This is a genomic window from Pseudonocardia sp. D17 (assembly GCF_036984265.1).
In the GTDB taxonomy this organism is placed as follows: Bacteria; Actinomycetota; Actinomycetes; order Mycobacteriales; family Pseudonocardiaceae; genus Pseudonocardia; species Pseudonocardia benzenivorans.
Genome location: NZ_BPRG01000198.1, coordinates 95315 through 119032, shown reverse-complemented (window position 1 = coordinate 119032; position 23718 = coordinate 95315). Strand labels below are relative to the sequence as shown.

Below are 23718 nucleotides of genomic sequence, written 5' to 3'. Positions count from 1 at the left end.
GGCTCAGACCAGCTGCGGGACGATCTCGCCCATGATCCGGTCGAACAGGCGCCTCGCCTGGTCGGCGGTGCCGCGGATGCCCGGGACGATCAGCTCGTCGAGCCCGGCCTCCCGCCAGCGACCGATCACGTCGACGATCTCGGCCACCGAGCCGGACACCACGGCGCTGCCCGGGCCGAGGCCCTCACCGTCGATGTCGATGATCGCCTGGGTGCTGCGGCGGATCGTCCGGGGGTCGCGACCGACGCGTGCGCAGTGCTCGTCGAGCACGGCCGACTTGTGCGCGAACAGCTCCGGGGTCGACCAGCAGTTCCACTCGTCGGCGTAGCGGGCGACGACGCCGAGCATGCGCCGCTCGCCGCTCGCCCCGATGAGCAGCGGGGTCCGGGGCGCGTCGGCGGCGACGACGCGCGGCGCGTCGGACACCGTGTAGTACTCGCCGTCGACGGTCGTGCTGTCGTCGCGCAGCAGGCCGGTGAGCACGTCGAGCCCCTCGACGAAGCGGTCGATCCGCTCCCTGGGCGGGCCGAGCGGCAGGCCGTAGGCGGCGTGCTCGTTGAGCTGCCAGCCCGTGCCGACGCCCAGCACCAGGCGACCGCCGCTCAGCCCGTCGACGGTCGCGGCGATGTTGGCGAGCACGGCGGGATGGCGGTAGGTCATCGACGCGACGAGGCTGCCCAGCCGGACCCGCGGCACGGTCGTGGCGAGGCCCGCGAGCAGGCCGAAGACCTCGAGGTTCCGGCTCCCGGAGCGTTCCTCGGTGCCGGTGTTGTTCATGAAGTGGTCGGCGAGCCAGATGCCGTCGTACCCGGCCGCCTCCACCTCACGTCCGACGGTGACCACCTCGTCGGGCGACCACGACGTACCCAGCCACGCACCGATCGCCAGCGTCGACACTCGATCTCCTCGTTCGGTCGGGAGCTACGACCGCCATCCTGGGTCGGACGTCGCCGATGCCGCAGGGCGATGTGTCGCGGGCCTCAGCCCGCAGGCGTCTGGTAGGCGCCGATGTCCGGTTTGTCGCCCTGTCGCGCGACGCCGTTGATGTCCGCGGCGGGTGCCCCCTCCGGCGAGCCCGCGCCGATGCCGGGCGAGTCGGGCGCCAGCGCGAGGTTGCCGCCCGCCTCGTCGACGAACACCGGTGCGCCGACGACGTTGTCGCTGCCGGGACCCGGCGCGGAGAACAGGTTGTGGTCGACCGTGAAGTCGTCGGTGGAGCCCTTGATGTCGCGGCCGGCGTTGTCGCCGAAGACGTTGTTGCGCAGCACGTTCGTGCCCGACAGCTGAGTGTCGCCGACGACCAGGCCCGCCGTCTGGTTGCCCGCCAGCGTGTTGTTGATGATCGAGATGTTCTGGAACGTCCCGTTCGACTCGGTGAAGAAGGCGATGCCGCCCCCGGTGTTGCCGGTCGCGACGTTGTTCTCGACGGTGATGTTCGCGATGCGCCGGCTGTCGGAGTAGTCCTCGACGCCGAGCATGATCCCGCTCTTGCCGGGGCCGGTGGCACCGGAGACCTTGTTGTCGGACACCACGATGTCGTGCGCGGAGTCGATGTAGATGTTCGGCCCGCGGTTGCCGGTGGCCGTGTTGCCGTGGATGCGGCCGTTGCTCGACTCGTACTTCGCGTCGATGCCCTCTTCGCCGTTCCCGGTGACCGTGCAGCCGACGATCTCGAAGCCCTGCACGTTGTCCATGCTGATGGCCTCCATCTCGGCGTCGGTGCCGATGGAGTTGTTGCCGTGGACGTTGCTGTACTGGACGGTGATGTTCGTGCCCGTCAGGAACACGACGCCGCCATGCCGGGAGTCGGCCACCTCGACGTGGTCGAGCACGATGTTCGAGGTCTTCTCGGCGTAGATGCCGAAGTGGTTCGCGTCCTGCACGACGATGCCGGCCAGTTTGATGAACGAGCGGCCCGAGAGGTCGACGCGACCCTTGTCCGACGCGTCGTCGCTGTCGATCAGGACCTGCCCGCCGGGCGCGGCCTGGTAGGTGATCCACTCGCCGTCGGTGCCGCTCCTCGGGACGGTGAAGCCGGCGTAGGAGCCCGGCTGGATGAGGATCGTGTCGCCGGGCTGGGCCTGGGCGGCCGCGTCGGCGATGGTGCGGTACTGCTTCGAACCGTCGGCGGCGACGTCGAGGGTCTTCCCGGTGCCCGCCGGGGCCGGCCCGACGCCGGAGGGGATCGCGACAGGCGCCTGCGACGAGGACGGCGCGCCCTTCGGCGACAGGGCCCACCACAGTCCGACGGCGACGAGCACGACGACGACACCCACCGCCGCGAACAACCGCCACCGCGGCCGGGGCGCCTTGGGCGGCGAGGGCGGGATGGGCTGGGTGTCCTCGACGCGCGGCGGGGTCGGCGGCGGGGAGGAGGTCATTCTCGGGCCCTCGTCGTCATACCTCCATCTTGCGTCCCGCGGGTTAGCGGACGGCAAAAAGGTGCACGACGTGCGGCCGAACGGCCCGCAACAGCGCTCAGCGCGCACCGTCGCGACAGCGCATCCCCCACCCGAGTGGCTCCGAACCGTCCACCCCCGCGCCTGGCGCCACTCGTCCGGAGACCACTGGTGACGTCCGTGCTGCGCCGCACGTCGTCGCGGCTGCTGGTGGGCGGGCTCGCGGCGGCGCCGGTCTCCGCGCAGGCCGCGCCTGCCGTCGCGTCGGTGGTCCTCGTCGTGCGCGGTCAGGGTGCCTTCGACACCCCGTTCGAGTCGACGCGCACCGCGGCGGGCGTCGACGGGCTGTTCGTCACCGTCCCGGCCGAGATCGCCCGCACGCTCCCGACGCTCGAACGGGGCCGGCAGGGTGCGCCGGAGCTGCTGGCCGTCCAGTCGTCGGCGGTCGCGTCCGTGTTCGCCCACCCGACCGGCGACGAGGTGCTGCCGATCGGCGGCTTCACCGGCACCGGCCCGTCGCCGACGCTGCAGCAGCAGCGCGCCGACGTCGCGGCGGGCGAGTTCCACCTGGTGCTGGCGTTCCCGAGCGCCGACCCGCGCATCCGGTGGGTGGCCCGCAGCTGCCGCGCGCTCACCGGAGCGACGCCGCCGTTCCAGGACTTCTTCTGCGTGCCGGCCGACGCCGCGAGGCCGTGACTCAGCCGGGGGCGACCGTCGCCGCGACGGTCGCCCCGAGCTCGTAGCAGGCGTCGAGGGCGGCCCGGTCCGGAGCGCCCGTCACCTCGACCGTCGCCGCCGCCCGCGTCCAGCCCAGGCTCGTCGCGATGGTGTCGACGGCCCCGACCGCACCCTCCACGCCCAGGTTGCCGTGTACGTAGAGGCCGTAGGGCAGGCCGCGCGTGTCGTCGGCCACCACGTAGTAGACGGTGTCGAAGAAGTGCTTGAGCGCGCCGGACATGTAGCCGATGTTGGCCGGGGTGCCGAGCACGACGCCGTCGGCCGCCAGCAGGTCCGACGCGGTGGCACCCAGCGCGGCCCGCCGGACGACCTCGACACCCTCGATCTCCGGGTCGCCCGCCCCGCGCACGACGGCGTCGAGCAGCTCGGCCGTCGCGGGCGAGGGCGTGTGATGGACGATCAGCAGCCGCGCCATGGCGCGGATGCTGCCAGCAGGCCCGTCACGGGTGCGAGACTCCCCGGCGGGACTGACACCGGCTGCAGGGGGACCGATGCTCGCGCTCGTCGTGATCATGCTGATCCTGCTCGTGTGGGCGCTGGTCGCCGGGCGCCTCGCCCGGTTCAGCGTGACGATGCCGCTGGCCATGCTCGTCGGCGGCATCGTGCTCACCGCCGGCTCCGACCCCGTGTTCATCTTCGAAGTCGACTTCCAGCCCGCCGAGCACGTCGTCGAGGCGATCCTGGCGATCCTGCTGTTCGTCGACGCCACCGAGGTCCCCGGCGGCGTGCTCGGCCGCGAGCCCCGGCGGACGCTGCGGCTCCTGCTGATCGCGCTGCCGCTCTCGCTGCTGCTGACCTGGCTCGCGGGACTCGCGCTGTTCGGTAGCTCCGGCGGGCTGTGGCTGATCGCCGTGCTGGCGACGATCGTCACCCCCGTCGACCTCGCGCCCGCCGCGGCGTTCCTGCGCGACAAGCGGGTGCCGGAGCGGATCCGGGCGCTGATCAACGTCGAGAGCGGGCTCAACGACGGCATCGTCGCCCCGATCTTCCTGTTCACGCTGGCCGCCGCGACCGCCGCGGGCGGGGAGTCGCTCGCGGAGACGGCCGTCGAGGCCGTCCCCTCGCTCGCCATCGCGGTCGTCGCCGGCGGCGCCGTCGGCTGGGTCGCCGCGCAGCTGCTGCGCCGCGCGCTCGACGCCCGCTGGACCCAGGGATCGGCGCTGCGGATCGGGGTGCTCGCGCTGCCGCTGCTCGCCTACGGCACCGCGATGGAGTTGGGCGGCAACGGGTTCGTCGCCGCATTCGTCGCCGGGGTGCTGTTCGAGCCCGCCGCGCGCCGGCTGCCGGCCGGCACCCTGCACCTCGTCGAGGACGTCGGCGAGCTGCTCTCCCTCGCGCTGTGGTTCATCTTCGGCGCGATCGTCAACCAGACGCTGGCCCGCGGCGCGATCACGTGGCAGGTCGTCGTCTTCGCGCTGCTCGCGCTGACGGTGCTGCGCGTCGCGCCGGTGGTGGTGTCGCTCACCGGGACGGACATCGCCCGGCGCGACCGGGTCGTGATCGGCTGGGTCGGGCCGCGCGGCGTCGCGACGCTGGTGTTCGGCATGCTCGCGTTCGTCGAGCTGCACGGTCCACAGGCCGAGCTGGTGTTGGCGGTCACCGTCGTGACGATCGTCGCGAGCGTCGCCGTGCACGGGCTGTCGACGGGCTGGGTCGCCCGCCGCTACCCGCCCGTCGCCCCCGCGGCGCCGGGCGGCACGTCCGCCGCCCCGTCCGCCGACGCGCTGCCGACCGAGACCTCCACCCCCGAGGACGGGACCGGCACCTGACCGGCGCCCTCCCCCGCGCGGTCTCCACCCGCGGGTTGACCTCCGCGGACCCACCTCGGGGTTGACGACCCGGCGGGCCTGCGTGCCTAGCGTTCCGGAGGTCCGGTCGGCGCCCCGCCGACCCTGCCCCGGAGGCAACGATGACCTCACCGACGTCCTCGCCCACGGCCACGACGACCCGGCACCCGGGTGGCCCCACCGAGCCCGACCGGACCGGCGCGGTCCGGCGCGCGCTCCGCTCGCCCACGATCCTGCTGGGGGTGCTCGGGCCGCTGGTCTCCTACGAGGTGCTGACGACCATGGGCGTCGCGCCGCTGCCCGCGTTGGCCTACGGCACCGCGTTCCCGTTCGCGGGCATCGTGATCGAGTTCGTCCGGCGGCGCCGCCTCGACGTGGTCAACGCCATGTCGCTCGCGGCGATCGTCGTCGGCCTCGCGGGCGGGCTGGTCTTCGACAGCGCCCGGTTCCTCCTGATCAAGGACTCGATCATCACCGCGACGGTCGGGCTGGCGTTCCTCGGCTCGGTCGCGGTCGGCCGGCCGCTGCTGCTGCTCGTGACGCGACGGCTGCGCGGGCCGGCCGTCGACGTCCTGTGGGCCGCCGACCACGGCTTCCGCCGGTACCTCCGGACGCTCACCCTGGTGTGGGGCGCCGCGTGCGTCCTGGAGGCGACGCTGCGGATCGGGCTGGCGTGGGTGCTCGACCCCGGGACGCAGATGGTCGTCGGCACGGCGCTGTCGCTGGCCGTCTTCGGCGCCACCGCAGCCTGGACCCTGCGCCGCCGCACCGCCCGGCTCGGCGCCGGCCCCGCCGCCCTGCCCGCCACCACCGCCACCACCACTGGAGGCACCCGATGACCGACCTCGCCACCGCCGCGACCACCGAGCTGCCCAGGCTGCCCTTTCCCCGCGAGAGCGTCATCGACGTCGCCCCGCTCTACGCGCAGCTGCGCGCCGCCGCGCCGATCACCCCCGTCCGGACGACGGCCGGCGACCCCGCGTGGCTGGTCACCGGCTACGCGGAGGCCCGCGTGTTGTTCGCCGACCCCCGGCTGGGCCGCGCGCACCCCGATCCGGAACGGGCCGCGCGGATCTCCGGGTCGGCCGTGCTGGGGGGCTCGATCGGGGACGCCGCCGACGAGCACGAACAGCACGCCCGGATGCGGGCGTTGCTCGCGCCCGCGTTCTCGGCCCGCCGGATGCAGGCCCTCACCGCAGGAGTCGAACAGCTCGTCACGACGTTGCTCGACGACCTCGCCGCGCACGGCTCCCCCGCCGATCTGCACGCCCTGCTGTCACTGCCGCTGCCCGTGCTCGTCATCTGCGAGCTGCTCGGGGTGCCCTACGCCGACCGCGACCGGTTCCGGGCGGCGTCCGAGGGTGCGGGCGGGCTGACCGACCGGGAGGCGTCGGCCCGCGCGATGGGCGAGCTCGTCGCCTACATCCACGAGATCGTCGACCGCAAACGCCACGAGCCGGGCGAGGACGTCCTCAGCGACCTCGCCCTCCGGATCCCGCGCGGCGACGACGGGTCCGGCGACGCCGCCGTCGCCCAGCTGGGCGCGGGCCTGCTGTTCGCGGGCCATGAGACGACGGTGACCCGCATCGACGTCGGCACGGTCCTGCTGCTCACCGACCCCGGGCAATGGTCGGCGCTGGCCGCCGACCCGGGCCGCGTCCGCGGCGCCGTCGAGGAGATCCTGCGGCTCGCCGCGCCGTCGGCCGGCGGCGGGCTGCCCCGCTACGCCCAGGCCGACATCGAGATCGGCGGGGTGAGGATCGCGACCGGCGACGCCGTCCTGCTCTCCCCCGGTGCGGCGAACCGCGACCCGGCACGGTTCGACGAGCCCGACCGCTTCGACGCGGCGCGCCCGTCGAACCTGCACCTGGCCTTCGGGCACGGCGCGCGCTACTGCGTCGGCGCCGCGCTGGCCCGCGTCGAGCTGGCCGCGGTGTTCACCGAACTGCCGCGGCGCTTCCCCGGCCTCGCGCTCGCCGTGGACCCCGCCGACCTCGCCCTGCGGACCGACCTGCTGACCGGCGGATTCGACGCCCTGCCCGTGCGGTGGTGACGACGCCCCGTCCCGGTCCCCGGCGCCCGGTCCGGGACCGGACGGGGCGGTCCGCATAGGGTCGACCAGGAGCTGCTCCGACCGCGCGCACCCGGTGAAAGGACGACACATCGTGTCCCGCACCCCCACCGTCCTCGACGGACCCGCCCTCTGGCCCGCCCAGGCCCATCTCCCGTCGGTGCTGGGGCGCCAGATCGTGATCGACCGCGCAGCCGGGTCCTACCTGCACGCCGTCGACGGACGCCGGTTGTTCGACGGCACCGCCGGGCTCTGGTACGCCAACATCGGGCACGGGCACCCGGCCCTCGCCGAGGCCGCGCGCGAGCAGATGCTCCGGCTGGAGACCTACCACGTCTTCTCCCGGTTCGTGAACGACCAGGCGATCGCGCTCGGCGAACGGCTCGCCGGGCTGTCGCCGATCGCCGACCCCAAGGTCATCCTCAACTCCGGTGGGTCCGACGCGATCGACGTCGCGTGCAAGCTCGCGCGCCGGCACTGGCAGCGCGAGGGACGGCCGGGCAAGACCGTCGTCATCAGCCGCGAGCACGCCTACCACGGCCTGCACGCCTTCGGCACCAGCATCGCCGGGATCGAGGTCAACCGGGAGGGCTACGGCACCGAGTCGCTCGTCCCGGAGACCGTCCGGGTCCCGGTGCACGACGTCGACGCCCTCGCCAAGACGATCGCCGAGCTGGGGGCGGACACGATCGCCGCGTTCGTGACCGAACCCGTCCAGGGCACCGGCGGCGTCAACCCGCCCGCGCCGGGCTACCTCGAGGCCGTCCAGGAGCTGTGCCGCGACAACGACATCCTGTTCGTCCTCGACGAGGTCATCACCGGCTTCGGCCGCACCGGCACGATGTTCGCCGCCGAGCGCTACGGCCTGCAGCCCGACCTGGTCACCTTCGCCAAGGGTGTGACGTCGGGCTACGCGCCGCTCGGCGGCGTCCTCGTCGCCCCGCGGATCTGGGAGCCGTTCTACGCCGACGGCGCCGACACCCCGGCCTTCCGCTACGGCGCCACCTACTCCGGCCACGCCACCGCGTGCGCCGTCGCGCAGGCCAACCTCGACGTGCTGGAGCGGGACGGTCTGGTCGCCCGCGCCGCCGAGCTCGAGCAGCTGCTCGACACCCGGCTCGCGCAGCTCGCCGCGAACCGCCCGAGCGTGGCCGAGGTCCGGGTCGGTGGCTTCCTGGGCGGCGTCACCGTCGTCGACGAGATCCGCGCCGAGGACGTCACCGACGCGCTGCTCGACCTCGGGTTCGTCTCCCGGCCCCTGCGCGGCAACAACCTGCAGATCAGCCCGCCGTTCATCACCACCGACGACGAGCTGGTCGCCTTCGTCGACGCGATCGACCACGTGCTCGCCGAGCAGGAACGCGGCTGACGCGGCCGGGCGTCGTCGCGGCCCGGACCGGGTACCGGGTTGCGTGCCGGTCTTCCTCGCCTGGACCTCCCAGCCGCCCACCGACCTCACCGGGCCGTGGGAGGAGACGCGCCCGGTCGCGCCGGGACTGTTGCTGATCGAGAGCACCGCGTCCCTCTCGGCGGTGTACCACGCCGTGAAGTGGTGCCTGCCCGACGACGCCGCTCTCGTCGTCACGCCGGTGGAGCACACCCCGAAGTCGCGGGGGCTGGCGCCCGGGACCACGTCCTGGCTGCGCGCACGGACCCGGCGGGCAGGTTAGGACATGCCCTCCAGCAGCCTCCACACCTCGTCGGGCCGCTCCCAGTGCGCGTTGTGGCCGGCGCCGTCGATCACCGTCGCGGACGGGTCGACGAGGCGCATCGCGTCGAGCGACGTCCCGGGGTCGGCCGACCCCGCGGCGAGGCGCAGCGGTGCGCGGCACAGTGCCATCAGCGCGCGGACGTCGGCGCCCACGACGGAGAAGGTCCTCGGGTCGACCGCCGCGGCGAACCCGCCCGGCACCTCGACGACGTCCTGCTGCGCCCGCGGGTCGCCGGGGTCGAGCAGGCCCTGCAGACCCGCGAACCTCAGGGCCTGCCCGGCGGCCTCGGCCCGCGTCGCGAACACGCGGCGGTCCCGCTGCGCGACCCTGTGGCCGCCGGCGATCTCGTCGTCGGTCCAGTCGAGCTTGACGCCCACCGCCAGGACCCCGCGGACGGGCAGGCCGAACACCTCGCTCGCGAGCACGGCGCCGAGCACCCCGCCGAACGAGTGGCCCACGACGGTGACGCTCTCGGCGCCGGTCTCCGCGACCACCGTCGCCACGTCGGCGACGTGCACGCCGACGCTGTACGGCGGCCCGTGCGGCGAGCGTCCGTGGCCGCGCAGGTCGGGCACCGCCCACGTCCCGTCCCAGCGGTCGAGACCCCGCGCCGTCGCGCGGGCGTCGCCCAGCATCGGGTCCCAGACGGCGCCGGACGCACCCAGGCCGTGCAGGAACAGCAGGAGGTCGGGGCCCTCACCGCCGCGGTCGAGGACGAGTCGGCCGGGTTCCACGGGACCTCCTCGTCGCCGGCCGGTGCGCGCCGGGCGATCACGGACACTACGCCGTGGCGCCGGCCCGCCGGAGCGGGCGATCCTGGGTGGCATCGGCACCTGACCCGCAGGAGAAGCTCGATGCCCGCGTCACCGTCCGCCGTGAACGTCTTCGACCCGCACGTCTTCGCGCGTGGCCTGCCGCACGCGCAGCTCGCCCACCTGCGCGACCACGAGCCCGTGTCCTGGCAGGACGAGCACCCCGTCGGCGACTGGCCGGCCGGCCCGGGGTTCTGGGCGGTCACCCGGCACGCCGACGTCAGGCACGTGCTGCGGACGCCCGCGGTCTTCTCCTCGTGGGCCGGCGCGACGCAGATCCGCGATCCCGAGGGCGCCGATCTCGACTTCATCCGACGGATGATCCTCAACATGGACGCGCCGGAGCACATGCGCCTGCGCAGCCTCGTCGCGGGCGCCTTCACCCGGCGGCGCCTCGAGGAGTCCGCGACCCGCATCGCCGAGCGGGCCGGACGGCTGATCGACGCCGTCGCCGGGACTGGTCGCTGTGACCTCCCGCGCGACGTCACCGACGGGTTCCCGCTGGCCAACCTCGCCGACCTGCTCGGCGTCCCGGCCGCCGACGAGCCGCTGCTGCTGCAGTGGACGAACCGGGTCATCGGCTACCAGGACCCCGAGCACGCGCAGGTCGTGCGCGACGAGGCCGGGCGCCCGATCAACCCGCGGTCACCGGCGATGCTCGCGGACATGTTCGCCTATGCCCTCGAGCTGGCCGAACGCAAGCGCGCGGAGCCCGGACCCGACGTCATGACCGCACTGGTCGAGGCCGAGGTCGACGGCCGGACGCTCAGCGAGCCCGAGCTCCAGATGTTCTTCTTCCTGCTGGTCATCGCGGGCAACGACACCGTCCGCAGCGCGTTGCCGGGCGGCGTCGTCGCGTTGTGCGAGCACCCCGACGAGTACGCGCGGCTGCGCGCCGATCCGGGGCTGCTGCCGACCGCGGTCGAGGAGATGCTGCGCTGGCACCCGCCGGTGCTGACGTTCCGCCGCACGGCCGTCGCCGACACCGAGCTGGGGGGCGTGCCGATCCGGGCGGGCGACAAGGTCGTCGTCTACCACGCCTCCGCGCACTACGACGAACGCGAGTTCCCCGAGCCGCACCGCTTCGACGTCGGACGCACGCCGAACAACCACCTCGCCTTCGGGCAGGGCCCGCACCAGTGCCTCGGCGCGTACTTCGGCCGGCTGCAGATGCGGATCTTCTTCACCGAGCTCCTGCGGCGGCTCCCCCAGGTCGAGCTCGACGGGGCGCCCACGCACCTGACGTCGAACTTCATCAACGGCTTCACCCACGTCCCACTGCGCTGGGCGGCCACCGCCTGACACCGCCACCGCGCTTCCCGTTCGGCCACCCGGCCGACACCCGGTGCCGGTGCCGGGGGCTACGGTCGGCCGGTGCTGCCGCAAGAGGGTTCGGACGTGCCGAGGCGCCCCGGGTCGCCCCTGCTGCGCCGCACCGTCGACCGCCGCTCGTTGCTGATGCTCGCCGTCGGGACGGCGGCGCTGCTGTCGGGCTGCGGCCATCCCGGCGACACTCCCGGTCCCACGCCGGGCGCGCCGGCCGCGGTCCCGCCGCTGCCACCCGTCCCGGGGCCGCACCCCGGGCCGAACCAGGTCCTCAGCCACGGCCCGACGGGCGCGACCGACCGGCGCATCGCGCTCACCGTCGACGACGGGACCGCACCCGACGTCGTCGCGGGCTACGTGGACTTCGCCCAGCGCACCGGCATCCACCTCACGTTCAGCCCCAACGGCACCTACAACCGCTCGTGGGCCCCGCACGCGCCCGTCCTGCGCCCGCTCGTCGCCACCGGTCAGGTGCAGATCATCAACCACACGTTCACCCACCGCGACCTGCGCAAGCTCGGCGACGCGGACCGGCGCACCGAGCTCGAGCGCAACGACGACTGGGTCGTCACCACCTTCGGCGTCACGACCCGGCCCTACTACCGGCCGCCCTTCGGGTTCCGCACCCCGGCGATCGACGCCCTCGCGGGCGAGCTCGGCTACACCCGCACCGTGCTGTGGGACGGCTCCTTCTCGGACTCGGAGACGGTCACCCCCGAGTTCCTGATGGGCATGGCGCGCAAGTACCTCCAGCCCGGGGTCATCAACCTCGGGCATGCCAACCACCCGACGATCCTGGGACTGTTCGACCAGGTCACCGACCTGATCCGGCAGCGGCGGCTCACCCCGGTGACCCTCGACGAGATGTTCGGGACGAGCCGCGCCACGGGCTGACGCCCGACACCCGCCCTGCCCGGTACCGTCTGCGCGGGACCGCCACCGGGACCCGGGCGGGCCGTAGGCTCACCCCGACGACGCGACGACTGCGAGGTGGATCATGGCCGTCACGAGGGGGTTCGTCGGACGACGGGCCTCGGCGCGCGACCCCCGGCTGCCACCGGGCCAGTACGACGTCGGCTCCTCGTGGCCGGTGCTGACCGCGGAGTCCACGCCGAGCATCGGCACGGACCGGTTCCGGCTCACCGTCGACGGGGCGGTCGAGGAACAGGTCACGTGGGACTGGGCGCAGCTGCGCGCGCTGCCCGCATCGACCTGGCGCGGCGACATCCACTGTGTGACGACGTGGTCGAAGCTCGACACGTGGTTCACCGGCGTGCCGGTCGACGTGCTGCTCGACGCGGCGCGCCCGCTGCCGACGGCCACCCACGTCATGGTGACCTCGTCGACCGGTTACACCACGAACCTCCCGCTCGCCGACGTCGTCGACGAGAAGGCCTGGGTGGTCTGGGAGCACGAGGGCGCACCGCTGGCCCGGGAGCACGGCGGCCCGGTGCGGTTGATCGTCCCGCACCTGTACTTCTGGAAGTCCGCGAAGTGGATCAGCCGGATCACCCTGCGGGACTCCGACGAGCCGGGGTTCTGGGAGCGCAACGGCTACCACATGCGCGGTGACCCCTGGCTGGAGCAGCGTTTCGATGGTGACTGACGACCTGACCAGAGCCGCGGCCGCGCGGGCGACCCGGTGGCGCGACGCCCGCGTCGTCGACGTGACCCACCACGGCGACCGCGGCGTGGTGCTGCGCCTCGACGTCCCGGACCGGATCCCGCACCGGCCCGGCCAGCACTACGTGCTGCGGCTGCGCGCCGAGGACGGCTACACCGCGAGCCGGTCGTACTCGGTGGTCTCGGCGCCGTCGGAGGACCTGGTCGAGCTCTACGTGGAGCGCATCCCCGACGGGGAGGTCTCGACGTTCCTTGCCGACGTCGTCGAGCCGGGGGACCTGCTCGAGACCCGCGGCCCGATCGGGCGCTGGTTCGTGTGGGACGGGCGGAGCCGGGCGCTCGGCATCGGCGGCGGCAGCGGGGTCGCGCCGCTGGTGTCGATGCTGCGGCACGCCCACGAGATCGGCCGTCCCGAGCTGCTGTCGCTGGCTGTGACGGCCCGGTCCGCGGCCGAGCTGCCCTACGTCGACGAGCTGCGCGCCGCGAAGGCGCTCGTCGCGCTCACCCGGGTGAACGACCTGCCGCCCGGGCCGACCCGGCTCGACGCGGCGGTGCTCGGCGCGCTGGTCGACCCCGGCGCGACCGTCTACCTGTGCGGCTCCACGCGGTTCACCCTCGCGATGGAGACGCACCTGGCGGTGGGCGGTCAGCCGGCGTCGACGATCCGGGTCGAGCGGTTCGGCGCGGGCGTCGCGCCGGGCTGACCCGGCAGCGACGCGGCCGGGTTACCGCACGCCCTCCCACAGCAGCCGGTCCGACCGGTTCGGGTCCGGCACGCCCTGCGCCTTCTCGGCGATCAGCCCGGTGATGCGCCGGTCGAGGTCGTAGGCGTCCCAGCCGGGATTGCCGCGCGTCACGAACGCCGTCCAGGCGCCGTGCGCGGCCTCGGTGACGGCGGCGGACGGCGGGCCGATCCGCGTGCGCGTGCTCTCGTGGTCGGCCGTGCCGAACACGAAGGGGATCTCCACGCCGTGGCAGGCGCCGAGCCCGCCGTTGACGCCCGGTTCCGGGTGGTCGAACCGGTAGACCCAGCTCGTGCCGGTGCCGGCGGTGACCCGCGCCTCGGCGTAGCGCAGTGCCGGGACCCCGAAGAACCAGTCGGTGACCAGGGCCGCCATGAGGTCGCCGGGGCTCGCCCCCGGTCGGGCCTCGCGATACGCGGCCACCCCGTCGGGGCCGAGGCCGTAGGCGGCGGCGCCCCCGAGCAGCGTCGGTTCGTCGACCAGGTCGATCGTGCCCGCGGCCACCAGGAACAGGCGGGCCTCGTCGCGGTTCCATCCGGTCAGCAGGTCGACGGGCGCGGTCCGGCCGGCGCGGGCGGCCTCCAGCGGATGCTCCGGGAGCAGCGTGCCGTCGACGACCGGGGCGAACGGCAGCAGGCTCATCGCGATGCTGCCCCACTTCTGCGGATCGGGTGCCGTCTGCACCTCGACGACCAGGTCCGATGCCACCTGCACGAGCCGCGGCAGCGGGACCGCGGCGATCGCCTCGCGGGTCGCCGGCACGCCGAGCGCCTCGGCGAGCAGCCTGCCGACGGTGCGACCCAGCTCCGGGGTGAGCGTGTGCGCCCAGGCACCGGACTGCGTGATCGCGCGGCCGAACAGGCCCCGTGCCGAGGGCATCGCCGTCAGCGTCGTCACGCTCATCGCGCCCGCCGACTCCCCCGCGACGGTCACCCGGTCCGGGTCGCCGCCGAACGCCGAGATGTTGTCGCGCACCCATTCCAGCGCCGCGACCTGGTCCTGCAGGCCGAGGTTCGCGACCCCGGCCTCGGCGGAGTCGTCGAGGAACAGGAAGCCCTCCGCGGCGAGCCGGTAGTTCACCGCGACGCAGACGACGCCGTCGCGGGCGAACGCCGTCCCGTCGTACTCGGCGACGGAGTTGGACCCGTTCATGAACGAGCCGCCGTGGATCCAGACCAGGACCGGCAGCCCGGCCGCGCCGGGATCGGGGGTCCAGACGTTGACGTTCAGGCAGTCCTCACCCGGGACGACGACCTCGGGGAACAGCGGTTGGTACTGCGGCGGGTAGTCGCCCTTGGGCACGGTCGGGCCCATCCGGCCCGCGTCGCGCGTCCCGTCCCACGCCTCGACCGGCCGCGGCGGGGCCATCCGGTTCGCCCCGAACGGCGGCGCGGCGTAGGGGATGCCCAGGAACGCGGCGACCCCGTCGCGCCACCGGCCCTCGACGGCACCGGACCGGATCGTCACTCGCGGGTGCTCCGTCATCTGTCGGCTCCTTTGCCACAGATCGGCGAAATGTTGCACTCCCACCGTGGCCCCGCGCGGAACGGCTGTCAACGGCCGGATGGCGGCAGCGGCGGCGCCGCCCGACCCTCACCGCGGCCGGGAGGCCCCACGCAGCAACGCCGTGACGGCCGCCTCCGCCTTGTCCGCGTCCGGATCCTCGCCGCTGATCAGGTCGGTGTAGATGAACGACTCGGCGATGCGGGTCACCAGGTAGGCCAGGTCGGGCAGCGGCATCGTCGGCACCCGGTCGCTGCGCGCGAGCTCGGCCCGGACGAGCTCCCGGACCGCCTCGACGACGTGGCGCTGCACCGGCCCGGCCCGGGTGGTGATCAGCCTGAGCGCACGCTCGGTCTCGCGACGCAGGAACGCGCGGTAGTACGGCGCCTCGATCACGGCGCGGGAGAACTCGCCCATGATCCTCCCGACGCGCTCGGGGCCGCACCCGCCGGTCCGTTCGGCGACCCCCCGCAGGGTGGGGTCGGCCAGCGAGATCAGCACCGTGCCGATCAGCTGGTCGCGGTTGCCGACCCAGCGGAACAGCGTCGTCCGGTCGACCCCCAGTTCGGCGGAGAGCCGGTTGAGGTCGATGCGCTCACCGGCCACGAAGGCCCGGCGCGCCAGCCGGACCGCCGCGGTGACCCCCTCGGCCGTCCCCGTCATGGCGACATCGTGCCCGGCCGTCGCGGCCCGGTCGACGGGGCCTGGCGCCGGGCTGCGGCGACTGAAAAGCTGATCACGGCCGGACGAGCGAGGGGGACGACGATGGTCGAGGCGGCGATCGCCGAGCACGGTCTCATCGGGGACCTGCACACGGCGGCCCTGGTCAGCACCGACGGGTCCATCGACTGGTTCTGCTGCCCTCGGTTCGACTCCCCGTCGGTGTTCGGGGCTCTGCTCGACGACGCGAAGGGCGGCCACTTCCGGATCCGTCCGAGCCGGGCGGTCTATCAGTCCAAGCAGATGTACCACCCGGACACGGCCGTGCTGATCACCCGGTTCATCTCCGAGGGCGGCGTCAGCGAGGTCGTCGACTTCATGCCGCCCGCCGGCCCTGACGTCACCGGCCACCACCGCATCGTGCGGATGCTGCGGTGCGTGCGCGGCGAGGTGTCGTTCGACGTCGACATCGCACCGCGGTTCGACTACGGGCGGGCCCGGCACGCACTGCACCTCAACGACCACGGCGCGGTGTTCGCCACCGACGACCTCACGCTCACGCTGCACGGCGTGCGCGAGCCCGGCGACCCGGAGCTCGGGCATGTCGCGGTCGACGACGGCGACCTGCAGGTGCGCGTCGACCTCAAGGCGGGTGATCTGCGCGGGATGGTGCTGGAGGCGGGCGCGTCCGGGCCGCCGCGGGACATGCGGGTCGCCGAACTGCGACAGCTGTTCGACGAGACCGTCGGGTTCTGGCGGACCTGGCTGGGCCGCTCCACCTACCGGGGCCGCTGGCGGGAGATGCTCGGCCGGTCCGCGATCACCCTCAAGCTGATGACCTACCGGCCGACGGGTGCGCTCGTCGCGGCGCCGACCGCGGCGCTGCCCGAGCAGCTCGGCGGCGAGCGCAACTGGGACTACCGCTACACGTGGGTGCGCGACGCGTCGTTCAGCGTGTACGCGCTGCTCAAGATGGGCTTCACCGGGGAGGCGGCGCAGTTCGTCGGCTGGCTGCGCGAACGGGTCGGCGAGGCGGGCGACTCGGGCTCGCCGCTCAAGATCATGTACCGCGTCGACGGCACGTCCGACCTCTCCGAGGAGGAGCTGCCGCACTGGTCGGGCCATCGCGGCTCACGGCCGGTGCGCATCGGCAACGGCGCCGCCGACCAACTGCAGCTCGACATCTACGGCGAGGCGCTCGACAGCATCTCCTTCGCCGACCGGCGCGGCATCGCCTACGGGCACCGCGGCTGGAAACAGATCGGCGGGGTGCTCGACTGGCTGGCCCGCAACTGGGACCAGCCGGAGGAGGGCATCTGGGAGACCCGCGGCGGGCGCAAGGACTTCACGTACGGCCGGCTGATGAGCTGGGTGGCGTTCGACCGCGGCATCCGGATGGCCGGCGAACGCGGCCGGCCCGCCGACGTCGCGGGCTGGACGGCGGCCAGGGACGCGATCTACGACCAGATCATGACCCGCGGCTTCGACGAGGAGCGGCGGGCCTTCGTCCAGCACTACGACGACAAGGTCCTCGACTCGTCGCTGCTGCGGATGGCGACGGTCGGGTTCGTGGTGCCCACCGACCCGATGTGGCACTCCACCCTCGCCGCGATGGAGCAGGAGCTGGTCACCGACAGCCTCGTGTACCGCTACGACCCGGCCGCCTCCCCCGACGGTCTGCGCGGCTCGGAGGGCACGTTTTCGCTGTGCTCGTTCATGTACGTCGACGCGCTGGCCCGGGCGGGTCGGCTCGACGACGCGCAGCTCGCGTTCGAGAAGATGCTGACCTACGCCAACCACGTGGGCCTGTTCTCCGAGGAGATCGCGCTGACCGGCGAGCAGATCGGCAACTTCCCGCAGGCGTTCACCCACCTCGCCCTGATCGACGCGGCGGTCACCCTCGACGAGGCGCTCGACCGCCGACGCTGATTGCACTTATGCGCATAACACTATAAGTTCCGGGGCGTGGGAGCACTGCGCGAGCCGGCCGGCGCCGCCACCGGACACGGGCACGGCCACGGGCACGGGCACGGCGTGTCCGCCGCCACCGACCGGCGTTGGCTCACGTTCGCGCTGGTCCTCATCTCGGCGTTCATGGTCGCGGAGTTCGTGATCGGGCTCGTCGCGGGCTCGCTGGCGCTGCTGTCCGACTCGGCGCACATGCTGACCGACGCCGCCGCGATCGTGCTGGCGCTCATCGCCATCCGGCTCGCCGCCCGGCCGGCCACCGGCGGGTACACCTACGGCCTGCGGCGCATCGAGATCCTCTCCGCCCAGGCCAACGGCATCACGCTGCTGCTGCTCGCCGTCTGGTTCGGATACGAGGGCATCAGCCGGCTCGTCGACCCACCGCAGGTCGAGGGCGGGCTCGTCCTGATCACCGCGCTGGTCGGCATCGTCGTGAACCTGGCCGCGACCTGGTGCATCAGCCGCGCGAACCGCACCTCGCTCAACGTCGAGGGCGCCTTCCAGCACATCCTCAACGACCTCTTCGCCTTCGTCGCGACGGCCATAGCCGGCGTCGTCCTCGTGACCACCGGGTTCACCCGGGCCGACGCCATCGCCGCGCTGGTCGTCGCGGCGCTGATGGTCAAGGCGGGCTGGGGCCTCGTCCGCGAGTCCGGCCGCATCTTCCTGGAGGCCGCCCCGCGCGGGACCGACCCCGAGGCCCTCGGCGCCGAGCTGGTCGCCGTCCCGGGCGTCGCCGAGGTGCACGACCTGCACCTGTGGGAGATCACCTCCGGTGAGGCCGCGCTGTCCGCGCACGTCCTCGTCCGCCACGACGAGGACTGCCACCGCGTCCAGAGCGACATCGAGGAGGTGCTGCGGAGCCGGCACGGGCTGCGGCACACCACGCTCCAGGTCGACCACGAGAACGGCGCGCACGACGAGTCCGACCACTGCGAGGAGGCGCACGGCCCCGCCCACCGGCCGGTCCCGACGGGCCAGGGCGAGGGCACCGGCTGAGGTCCCGCACCCTCGACCGGGCCGCGCCACCGGTCCACACTGGGCCGATGTCCGACCCGAAGGCGGCCTACGAGCGGCTGCGCGGCGCCCACCTCGCCGCCGTCCGGGCCGCGCTGGAGGACCACGTCGCACGAGCGGACTGGCCCCTGGAACGCATCGAGCGCTACCGGACCCAGCGGCTGCGCTCCCTGCTCGCCTTCGCCCGCGAGCGTTCGCCGTTCCACGCGGCACGGCTGACCACAGTGGACCCCGCCACCGCCACGGTCGAGGACCTCGTCCGGATCCCCCCGATGCTCAAGAGCGACGCCCAGGACCGATGGGACGCGATCGTCACCGCACCGCGCGTCGACCGGGCCGGGGCCGAGGCCGTGCTGGCCTCGCAGCAGTGGTTCTCCTACGGCCCCGACGGCCTGCAGGTGTTCAGCTCCGGCGGCTCGACCGGCGTCCGCGGCGTCTACGTCTGGGACTGGGACCAGTTCGTCACGCTGGCGTGCCTGGCCTGGCGGTGGCAGGTGCGCGGCGCGCGCCGCTCCGGCCCGTCGGGCCCGTCGGTGCTGGGGGTGCTGGAGGCCGGCGGGCCGCCGCACGCCAGCACCCCGCTCTTCGACGTCGCGACCGACGACGCGATGCGGACGGTGGTGATCCCCGCGGCGGCCCCCTTCGACGAGGTACGCGCCGCCGTGGCCGACGCCCGGCCGACCCAGCTCGTCGGGTACGCGTCGGTGATCGGACGCCTGGCGCGCGAGGTGACCGCGGGCAGGCTCGACGTCGCACCCACCCGGGTGAGCACCAACTCCGAGCCGCTGAGCGACGAGGACCGCGATGCCATCACCGCCGCCTGGGGCGTGCCCGTGCACAACCTGTGGGGCTCGACGGAGATCGGGGTCCAGGCCGTCGGCTGTGGGGAGGGCGAGGGCCTGCACATCTGTGCCGACGAGGTGATCCTCGAACGTGTCGACGCCGACGGCCACCCGGTCGGCCCCGACGAGCCCGCGGTCCGCACGCTCGCGACCGGGCTCGCCGGGCGCACCTTCCCGTTCCTGCGCTACGACCTGGGCGACGAGGTCACCCTGCTGCCGGGACCGTGCCCGTGCGGGAGCGCGATGCCACGGGTCGCCTCGATCGCCGGTCGCCGCGACGACGACTTCCACTACCCGACGGGCGCCACCGTCCCGGCCGCGGCGTTCCGCTACGTGCTGGGGACCGACCCCGCGATCGCCGAGTACCAGGTCCGGCAGACGCCGGACGGCGCGGAGGTGCTCGTCGTCGGCACCCCCGACGTCGACGCCGTCACCGCCGCGCTGGTCACGTCGGTGGCGCCGCACGGGCTGGCCGACGCGGCCATCCGGGTCGAGACCGTCGGACGGATCCCGCGGCACGCCGCGACGGGCAAGCTCCGCCGCTTCGTCGCACTGCCCGGGTGAGCGCGCGATGATCCGGTCGTGCTGACGGCGCCACGGGCCTGGTCCGACCTCACCCCGTCGTGGATGAGTGCCGCGCTGGGCAGGCCCGTCACCCGGACCCGGGTCGGGGACGTCGTCCACGGCACGAACTCCCGGGCCCTCGTCGAGGTGTCGTACGCCGACGGACCCGGCCCGCCGCGGGTCTTCGTCAAGCGCGAGGGCCGCGTGCTGGGCCGCCTCGCGCTGACCGCCCTCGGTGCCCGCGAGGCCGAGACCGACCTCGTCCGCCACGGGACCCGGCTGCCGCTCGAACACCCCGCGTTCCACGCCGCGGCCGCCGACCGCCGCCGGCTCGCGACCGTCGTCGTCATGGAGGACGTGACCCTGCGCGGCGGCCGCCCCCACAGTGCGCTCGTACCGCTGGGCGTCGAGCAGGTGGCCGCCGGCCTGCGCGAACTGGCCGGACTGCACGCGGCCTACTGGGACGCCCGGCTGCCGGCCTTCGCGCGACCGTGGCGGCTCGGCCCGGCCTGGGCGCCCGTCGTCCGCGGCGGCTTCGTGCACGCGCTGCTGAAGCTGCGGCGCGCCGGGCACCGGCTCCGCGTCGGCGCGGCCGATCTCGACCGGGACTTCCGGGCCTGGGCGCGCACCGCGTCGACCGGCCCGCAGACGCTGCTGCACGGCGATCCCCACCCCGGCAACACCTACGGCGTCGGGACCGGCGTCGGTTTCTACGACTGGCAGCTCGTCCGCTCGGGCAGCTGGGTCCACGACGTCGGCTACTTCGTCACGTCGAGCCTGTGCGTCGACGACCGGCGCGAGCACGAGCGGGCCCTGCTGGAGGGCTACCTCGACGCGCTGGGCCACCGCCCGGCCGACGCCTGGTCGCGTTATCGGCGCACCCCGGCCTTCGGCCTCGGCTCCTGGTTGCAGACCTGGGCCGCGGGCACGTTCCAGCCCGACGACGTCTGCCTGGCCACGATCGAGCGGTTCGCCGCCGCCCACGACGACGCGCGGTCCGGATGAGCGACCGCCGCGGCGTGCCGTTCCGGCAACGACCGGGGCGCGGCGCCGTCGCGTCCGGTAGGACCTGACCCGCGAAGGGAGTCGCCATGCCCGCCACCTCCGGCCGTCGACGCGACACGCCGCCACCCCGGACCGGGAACACCGAGGCCGAGGTCCTCCGCGGCTTCCTCGACCACCTCCGCGCCGGTGTCGCCGCGAAGGTCGAGGACGCCCCCGAGCCGCAGGTCCGCACCGCAGGCGTGCCGTCGGGCACCAACCTGCTCGGCCTGCTCACCCACCTGACCGCCGTCGAGGCGGCGACGTTCCTCGGTGCGCAGGTCGCGAGCTGGGCGGCGACGTTCCGGGCTGACCCGCAGGACACCGTCGCCGAGGTCGTCGCCCGTTACCGGGACACCGTCGACCGCGCCAACCGGATACTCGACGGCTGCGCCGAGCGGGCACGAAAACCCGCCCGGCGCACCCCCGCCGGCCGGCCGTCAGCCGAACTCGGCGTAGACCGCGCGCTCGAAGTCCGCGTACACGCCGAGCGCGGCGTCGGTGATGAACGGGAGGAACTGGCTGTAGATCGCCCCGCTGACGCCCGTCGTGGGGTCGACCCAGAAGTGGGTGTTGAACACTCCGGCCCAGGCGCCGCTGTAGGGCGCCCGCATGCCGGGGGCCTGGGCGGTGTTGAGCAGCAGCCCCAGCCCCCACTTCAGACCCGCCGGACCGTTCCACGGGCCCGAGGTCTCCGGTTCGGCGGTCGGGATGTGCACGGGGAAGTCGAGGTCGCCGATCTGGTTGCGGAACGCGTTGCCGACGGTCTCCGGGTTCAGGATCGTCGCCCCGTCGAGCGATCCGCGGTTGAGCAGCATCTGCTGGAAGCGCGCGTAGTCGCGCGGGGTGCAGTAGATGCCGTGGCCGCCGGCCCACCACTGCGGGGTGGGCGACCAGTCGATCTCGGTGGCCGCCCACCCGTCGTCGGTCGGGACGTGCACCGCGACCAGGTCCTTCCGGGCCTGCGCGGTCGGGGCGAACGTCGCGCTCCGCATGCCCAGCGGCTCGAACACGTGCGCGGCGAGGTAGTCGTTCAGCGGCTGCCCGCTGACCGCCTCGACGACCTCCCCGAGCCAGTCGGTGTTGATGCCGTACTCGAAGCGGGTCCCCGGGTCCGCGACCATCGGCGCGGAGAAGATCGCCCGGTCGCCCGCGAGCACGTTCGGGGTGCCGGTGACCTCCTCCCAGCGGTGCACGTCGGCGTTCCAGAACCAGTAGCCGAACCCCGCGGTGTGGGTGACGAGCTGGCGGACCGTGGCGGACGACGCCGGGGGCCGCAGCGTCGGGGTGTCGCCGTCGAACCCCGTGAGGACCCGGACGTCGGCGAACTGCGGCAGGTACTTCTCGACGGGCGCGTCGAGGTCGAGGTCACCGCGCTCGGCGAGCTGCAGTGCGGCGACGGTCGCGACGATCTTGGTCATCGACGCGATGCGGAACATGGAGTCCGGCGTGGCGGGCCGTTCGGCCCCCGCGGCCGCCGGCCCCGCGGCGCCCTCGTAGAGCACACCGTCCCGGCCGACCACGAGTGCCACCGCCTGCGGAACCGCGCCGCCGGCGACGGCGTCGGAGAGCACCTGGTCGATCGAAGCGGAACTCGTCGAAGCAGAACTCACTGCGGCCTCCTTGCCGATGGATGGGAGCACCAGCAAGATAGTGCAGAATATATGGTTGAAGCTAGATCGTCTGGCTCACCCGTTCGGTCCGTGGGCACGTCGACCGCGTCGCGGTCGGGGTCGCAGTCGGGTCCGCAGTCGGACCACCGCCTCGGCCGCGACCCGCCGCACGGCGTCGCGCGCGACCCCCAGCAGGACCCGCGCGGGACCCGGCACGGACACCACCGGGTCGGTGCCGGTGCGGGCGGCCTCGTCGACCGCGCGGGCGAGCTGCTCGAACATGCGCCGACTGACGTCGCCGGCCAGGGCACGGCCGAACTGCGCGATCCGGCCGGTGAGATGGAGGTCGGCCGCCGCCACGAGCACGGTGCCGCCGTCGGGACCCGGGCGCGCGGCCAGCCGGATGTCGGCCTGCGTGGCGCTCCCGCCCACGTCCGTGCCCTGCGCGACGAGCCGCATCCGGTGCTGCTCCGGATCCGACTCCAGCACCTGGGCGAGACCCTCGAAGGCGAGCGTGACCGGGCCGAGCGGCACCCTGGCACGTCCGCGGAACAGCCCGCCGTCGAGCGTCTCCACGAGCTCGGCACCGGGCAAGCACCTGGCCAGCCTGCGGAAGTCCAGCACGACGGCCCAGACGTCGTCGATGTCGGACGTGAGCTCGCTGCTCACCGCCACCGAGGCGGACGGCGCCCCCGACGGCACCCGGACCTCGGTCGCGCCGGCCCGGCCGGACGCCGGCTGCTCGGTCCCCGGCTCCGCCGCGGCCGGGCCCCGCGACCGGGCGAGCACCGTGCGCGGCTCCAGGTTCCCCGGTGGCGGCAGCCCGTCCGGATGTGCCGCGGCCGTGTCGGCGACCGCGGCGAGGATCCCGCGGTACCCGGTGCACCGGCACAGTACCCCCGACATCTCGGCCGGCAGCTCCTCCGGCGTCACCGAGGTGCCCCGCGGGCCGTTCGCGAGCAGGTCGTAGCTGCTCATCAACATCCCCGGCGTGCAGAAGCCGCACTGCAGCCCGTGATGGGCCGAGAAGGCGCGTTGCAGCGGGTGCTGGTCGTCGGCACGCCCGAGCCCCTCGACGGTGACGACCTCGGCGCCGTCGCACTGCACGGCGAGCAGCAGGCACGCCCGCGCGGCGTCGCCGTCGACGAGCACCGTGCACATCCCGCACACGCCGTGCTCGCAGCCGAGATGGGTACCGGTGAGGCCGACCTGTTCGCGCAGCACGTCGGCCAGGTGCATCCGCGGCGTGACGGCGACCGTGACCTCGGCTCCGTTCACGGTCATCCGGACGTCCGTCGC

The 23718-nt window shown here is 73.9% G+C and carries 22 protein-coding genes and 1 pseudogene; 15 read left to right on the top strand and 8 right to left on the bottom strand.

What is annotated here, in order from left to right; all coding sequences use genetic code 11:
- Positions 1-3: 3 nt before the first annotated feature.
- Entirely contained in the window at positions 4-897 is an 894-nt protein-coding gene (locus tag PSD17_RS26735; protein WP_013677920.1) for an LLM class flavin-dependent oxidoreductase, read from the bottom strand.
- A gap of 83 nt (positions 898-980) precedes the next feature.
- Positions 981-2381 (bottom strand): right-handed parallel beta-helix repeat-containing protein, encoded by a 1401-nt coding sequence (locus PSD17_RS26730; RefSeq protein WP_339125062.1) that lies wholly within the window; start codon positions 2379-2381, stop codon positions 981-983.
- Between the two features lie 189 nt (positions 2382-2570).
- On the opposite strand from PSD17_RS26730, the gene PSD17_RS26725 reads away from it, so the two are divergent.
- The gene (locus tag PSD17_RS26725) at positions 2571-3095 is read left to right on the top strand and encodes a hypothetical protein (protein ID WP_339125061.1); all 525 of its coding nucleotides are present in this window, start codon (positions 2571-2573) and stop codon (positions 3093-3095) included.
- 1 nt (position 3096) lies between these two features.
- Here the strand turns inward: PSD17_RS26725 and PSD17_RS26720 are convergent, their stop codons facing one another.
- On the bottom strand, positions 3097-3552 hold the full coding sequence (locus PSD17_RS26720) for a flavodoxin family protein (RefSeq protein WP_013677923.1): 456 nt from the start codon (positions 3550-3552) through the stop codon (positions 3097-3099).
- A gap of 76 nt (positions 3553-3628) precedes the next feature.
- Between PSD17_RS26720 and PSD17_RS26715 the strand changes: the two genes are divergently transcribed.
- The 5 genes from PSD17_RS26715 to PSD17_RS26695 all read left to right on the top strand — a co-directional run bounded on the left by PSD17_RS26715 (position 3629) and on the right by PSD17_RS26695 (position 8665).
- On the top strand, positions 3629-4906 hold the full coding sequence (locus tag PSD17_RS26715; protein WP_339125060.1) for a cation:proton antiporter: 1278 nt from the start codon (positions 3629-3631) through the stop codon (positions 4904-4906).
- Positions 4907-5046: 140 nt separating this feature from the next.
- The gene (locus PSD17_RS26710) at positions 5047-5763 is read left to right on the top strand and encodes a VC0807 family protein (RefSeq protein ID WP_339125059.1); all 717 of its coding nucleotides are present in this window, start codon (positions 5047-5049) and stop codon (positions 5761-5763) included.
- On the top strand, positions 5760-6977 hold the full coding sequence (locus tag PSD17_RS26705; RefSeq protein WP_339125058.1) for a cytochrome P450: 1218 nt from the start codon (positions 5760-5762) through the stop codon (positions 6975-6977). The genes PSD17_RS26710 and PSD17_RS26705 overlap by 4 nt, the downstream gene beginning before the upstream one ends.
- 112 nt (positions 6978-7089) lie before the next feature.
- A complete protein-coding gene (locus PSD17_RS26700) occupies positions 7090-8364 on the top strand; it encodes an aminotransferase family protein (protein WP_339125057.1) in 1275 nt (424 codons plus the stop codon).
- Positions 8365-8407: 43 nt separating this feature from the next.
- Entirely contained in the window at positions 8408-8665 is a 258-nt protein-coding gene (locus PSD17_RS26695) for a hypothetical protein (RefSeq protein ID WP_339125056.1), read from the top strand.
- On the opposite strand, the gene PSD17_RS26690 is transcribed toward PSD17_RS26695, so the two are convergent.
- Entirely contained in the window at positions 8662-9441 is a 780-nt protein-coding gene (locus PSD17_RS26690; RefSeq protein ID WP_339125055.1) for an alpha/beta fold hydrolase, read from the bottom strand. The genes PSD17_RS26695 and PSD17_RS26690 overlap by 4 nt on opposite strands.
- A gap of 120 nt (positions 9442-9561) precedes the next feature.
- On the opposite strand from PSD17_RS26690, the gene PSD17_RS26685 reads away from it, so the two are divergent.
- The 4 genes from PSD17_RS26685 to PSD17_RS26670 all read left to right on the top strand — a co-directional run bounded on the left by PSD17_RS26685 (position 9562) and on the right by PSD17_RS26670 (position 13172).
- The gene (locus tag PSD17_RS26685; RefSeq protein WP_339125054.1) at positions 9562-10821 is read left to right on the top strand and encodes a cytochrome P450; all 1260 of its coding nucleotides are present in this window, start codon (positions 9562-9564) and stop codon (positions 10819-10821) included.
- A 96-nt stretch (positions 10822-10917) separates the two neighbouring features.
- Complete coding sequence (locus PSD17_RS26680; RefSeq protein ID WP_339125053.1) at positions 10918-11739, top strand: polysaccharide deacetylase family protein; 822 nt, start codon at positions 10918-10920, stop codon at positions 11737-11739.
- A 103-nt stretch (positions 11740-11842) separates the two neighbouring features.
- On the top strand, positions 11843-12451 hold the full coding sequence (locus tag PSD17_RS26675) for a sulfite oxidase-like oxidoreductase (protein ID WP_339125052.1): 609 nt from the start codon (positions 11843-11845) through the stop codon (positions 12449-12451).
- Positions 12441-13172, top strand: coding sequence for an FAD-binding oxidoreductase (locus PSD17_RS26670; protein ID WP_339125051.1), 732 nt, complete (start codon positions 12441-12443; stop codon positions 13170-13172). The genes PSD17_RS26675 and PSD17_RS26670 overlap by 11 nt, the downstream gene beginning before the upstream one ends.
- 21 nt (positions 13173-13193) lie before the next feature.
- Here PSD17_RS26670 and PSD17_RS26665 read toward each other — a convergent pair whose 3' ends face one another.
- Both PSD17_RS26665 and PSD17_RS26660 read right to left on the bottom strand, forming a co-directional pair.
- Positions 13194-14696 (bottom strand): carboxylesterase/lipase family protein, encoded by a 1503-nt coding sequence (locus PSD17_RS26665; RefSeq protein WP_013677942.1) that lies wholly within the window; start codon positions 14694-14696, stop codon positions 13194-13196.
- 108 nt (positions 14697-14804) lie between these two features.
- Positions 14805-15377 carry a QsdR family transcriptional regulator gene (locus PSD17_RS26660; protein ID WP_339125050.1) on the bottom strand — a complete coding sequence of 191 codons (573 nt, stop codon included), beginning with the start codon at positions 15375-15377 and terminating at the stop codon, positions 14805-14807.
- A 102-nt stretch (positions 15378-15479) separates the two neighbouring features.
- Between PSD17_RS26660 and PSD17_RS26655 the strand changes: the two genes are divergently transcribed.
- The 5 genes and pseudogenes from PSD17_RS26655 to PSD17_RS26635 form a co-directional block, all read left to right on the top strand.
- Entirely contained in the window at positions 15480-17303 is a 1824-nt protein-coding gene (locus PSD17_RS26655; protein WP_013677944.1) for a glycoside hydrolase family 15 protein, read from the top strand.
- A 36-nt stretch (positions 17304-17339) separates the two neighbouring features.
- Positions 17340-18341 (top strand): cation diffusion facilitator family transporter, encoded by a 1002-nt coding sequence (locus PSD17_RS26650; protein WP_339125049.1) that lies wholly within the window; start codon positions 17340-17342, stop codon positions 18339-18341.
- Between the two features lie 47 nt (positions 18342-18388).
- Positions 18389-19765 (top strand): phenylacetate--CoA ligase family protein, encoded by a 1377-nt coding sequence (locus PSD17_RS26645; protein WP_339125048.1) that lies wholly within the window; start codon positions 18389-18391, stop codon positions 19763-19765.
- Positions 19766-19783: 18 nt separating this feature from the next.
- Positions 19784-20770, top strand: coding sequence for a phosphotransferase (locus tag PSD17_RS26640; RefSeq protein WP_013677947.1), 987 nt, complete (start codon positions 19784-19786; stop codon positions 20768-20770).
- Positions 20771-20856: 86 nt separating this feature from the next.
- Positions 20857-21243 (top strand): annotated as a pseudogene (locus tag PSD17_RS26635) (mycothiol transferase); the annotation flags it as partial.
- A 3-nt stretch (positions 21244-21246) separates the two neighbouring features.
- Here PSD17_RS26635 and PSD17_RS26630 read toward each other — a convergent pair.
- Positions 21247-22449 carry a serine hydrolase domain-containing protein gene (locus PSD17_RS26630; RefSeq protein WP_339125047.1) on the bottom strand — a complete coding sequence of 401 codons (1203 nt, stop codon included), beginning with the start codon at positions 22447-22449 and terminating at the stop codon, positions 21247-21249.
- Positions 22450-22494: 45 nt separating this feature from the next.
- Entirely contained in the window at positions 22495-23703 is a 1209-nt protein-coding gene (locus tag PSD17_RS26625) for a 2Fe-2S iron-sulfur cluster-binding protein (protein WP_339125046.1), read from the bottom strand.
- Positions 23704-23718: the final 15 nt, after the last annotated feature.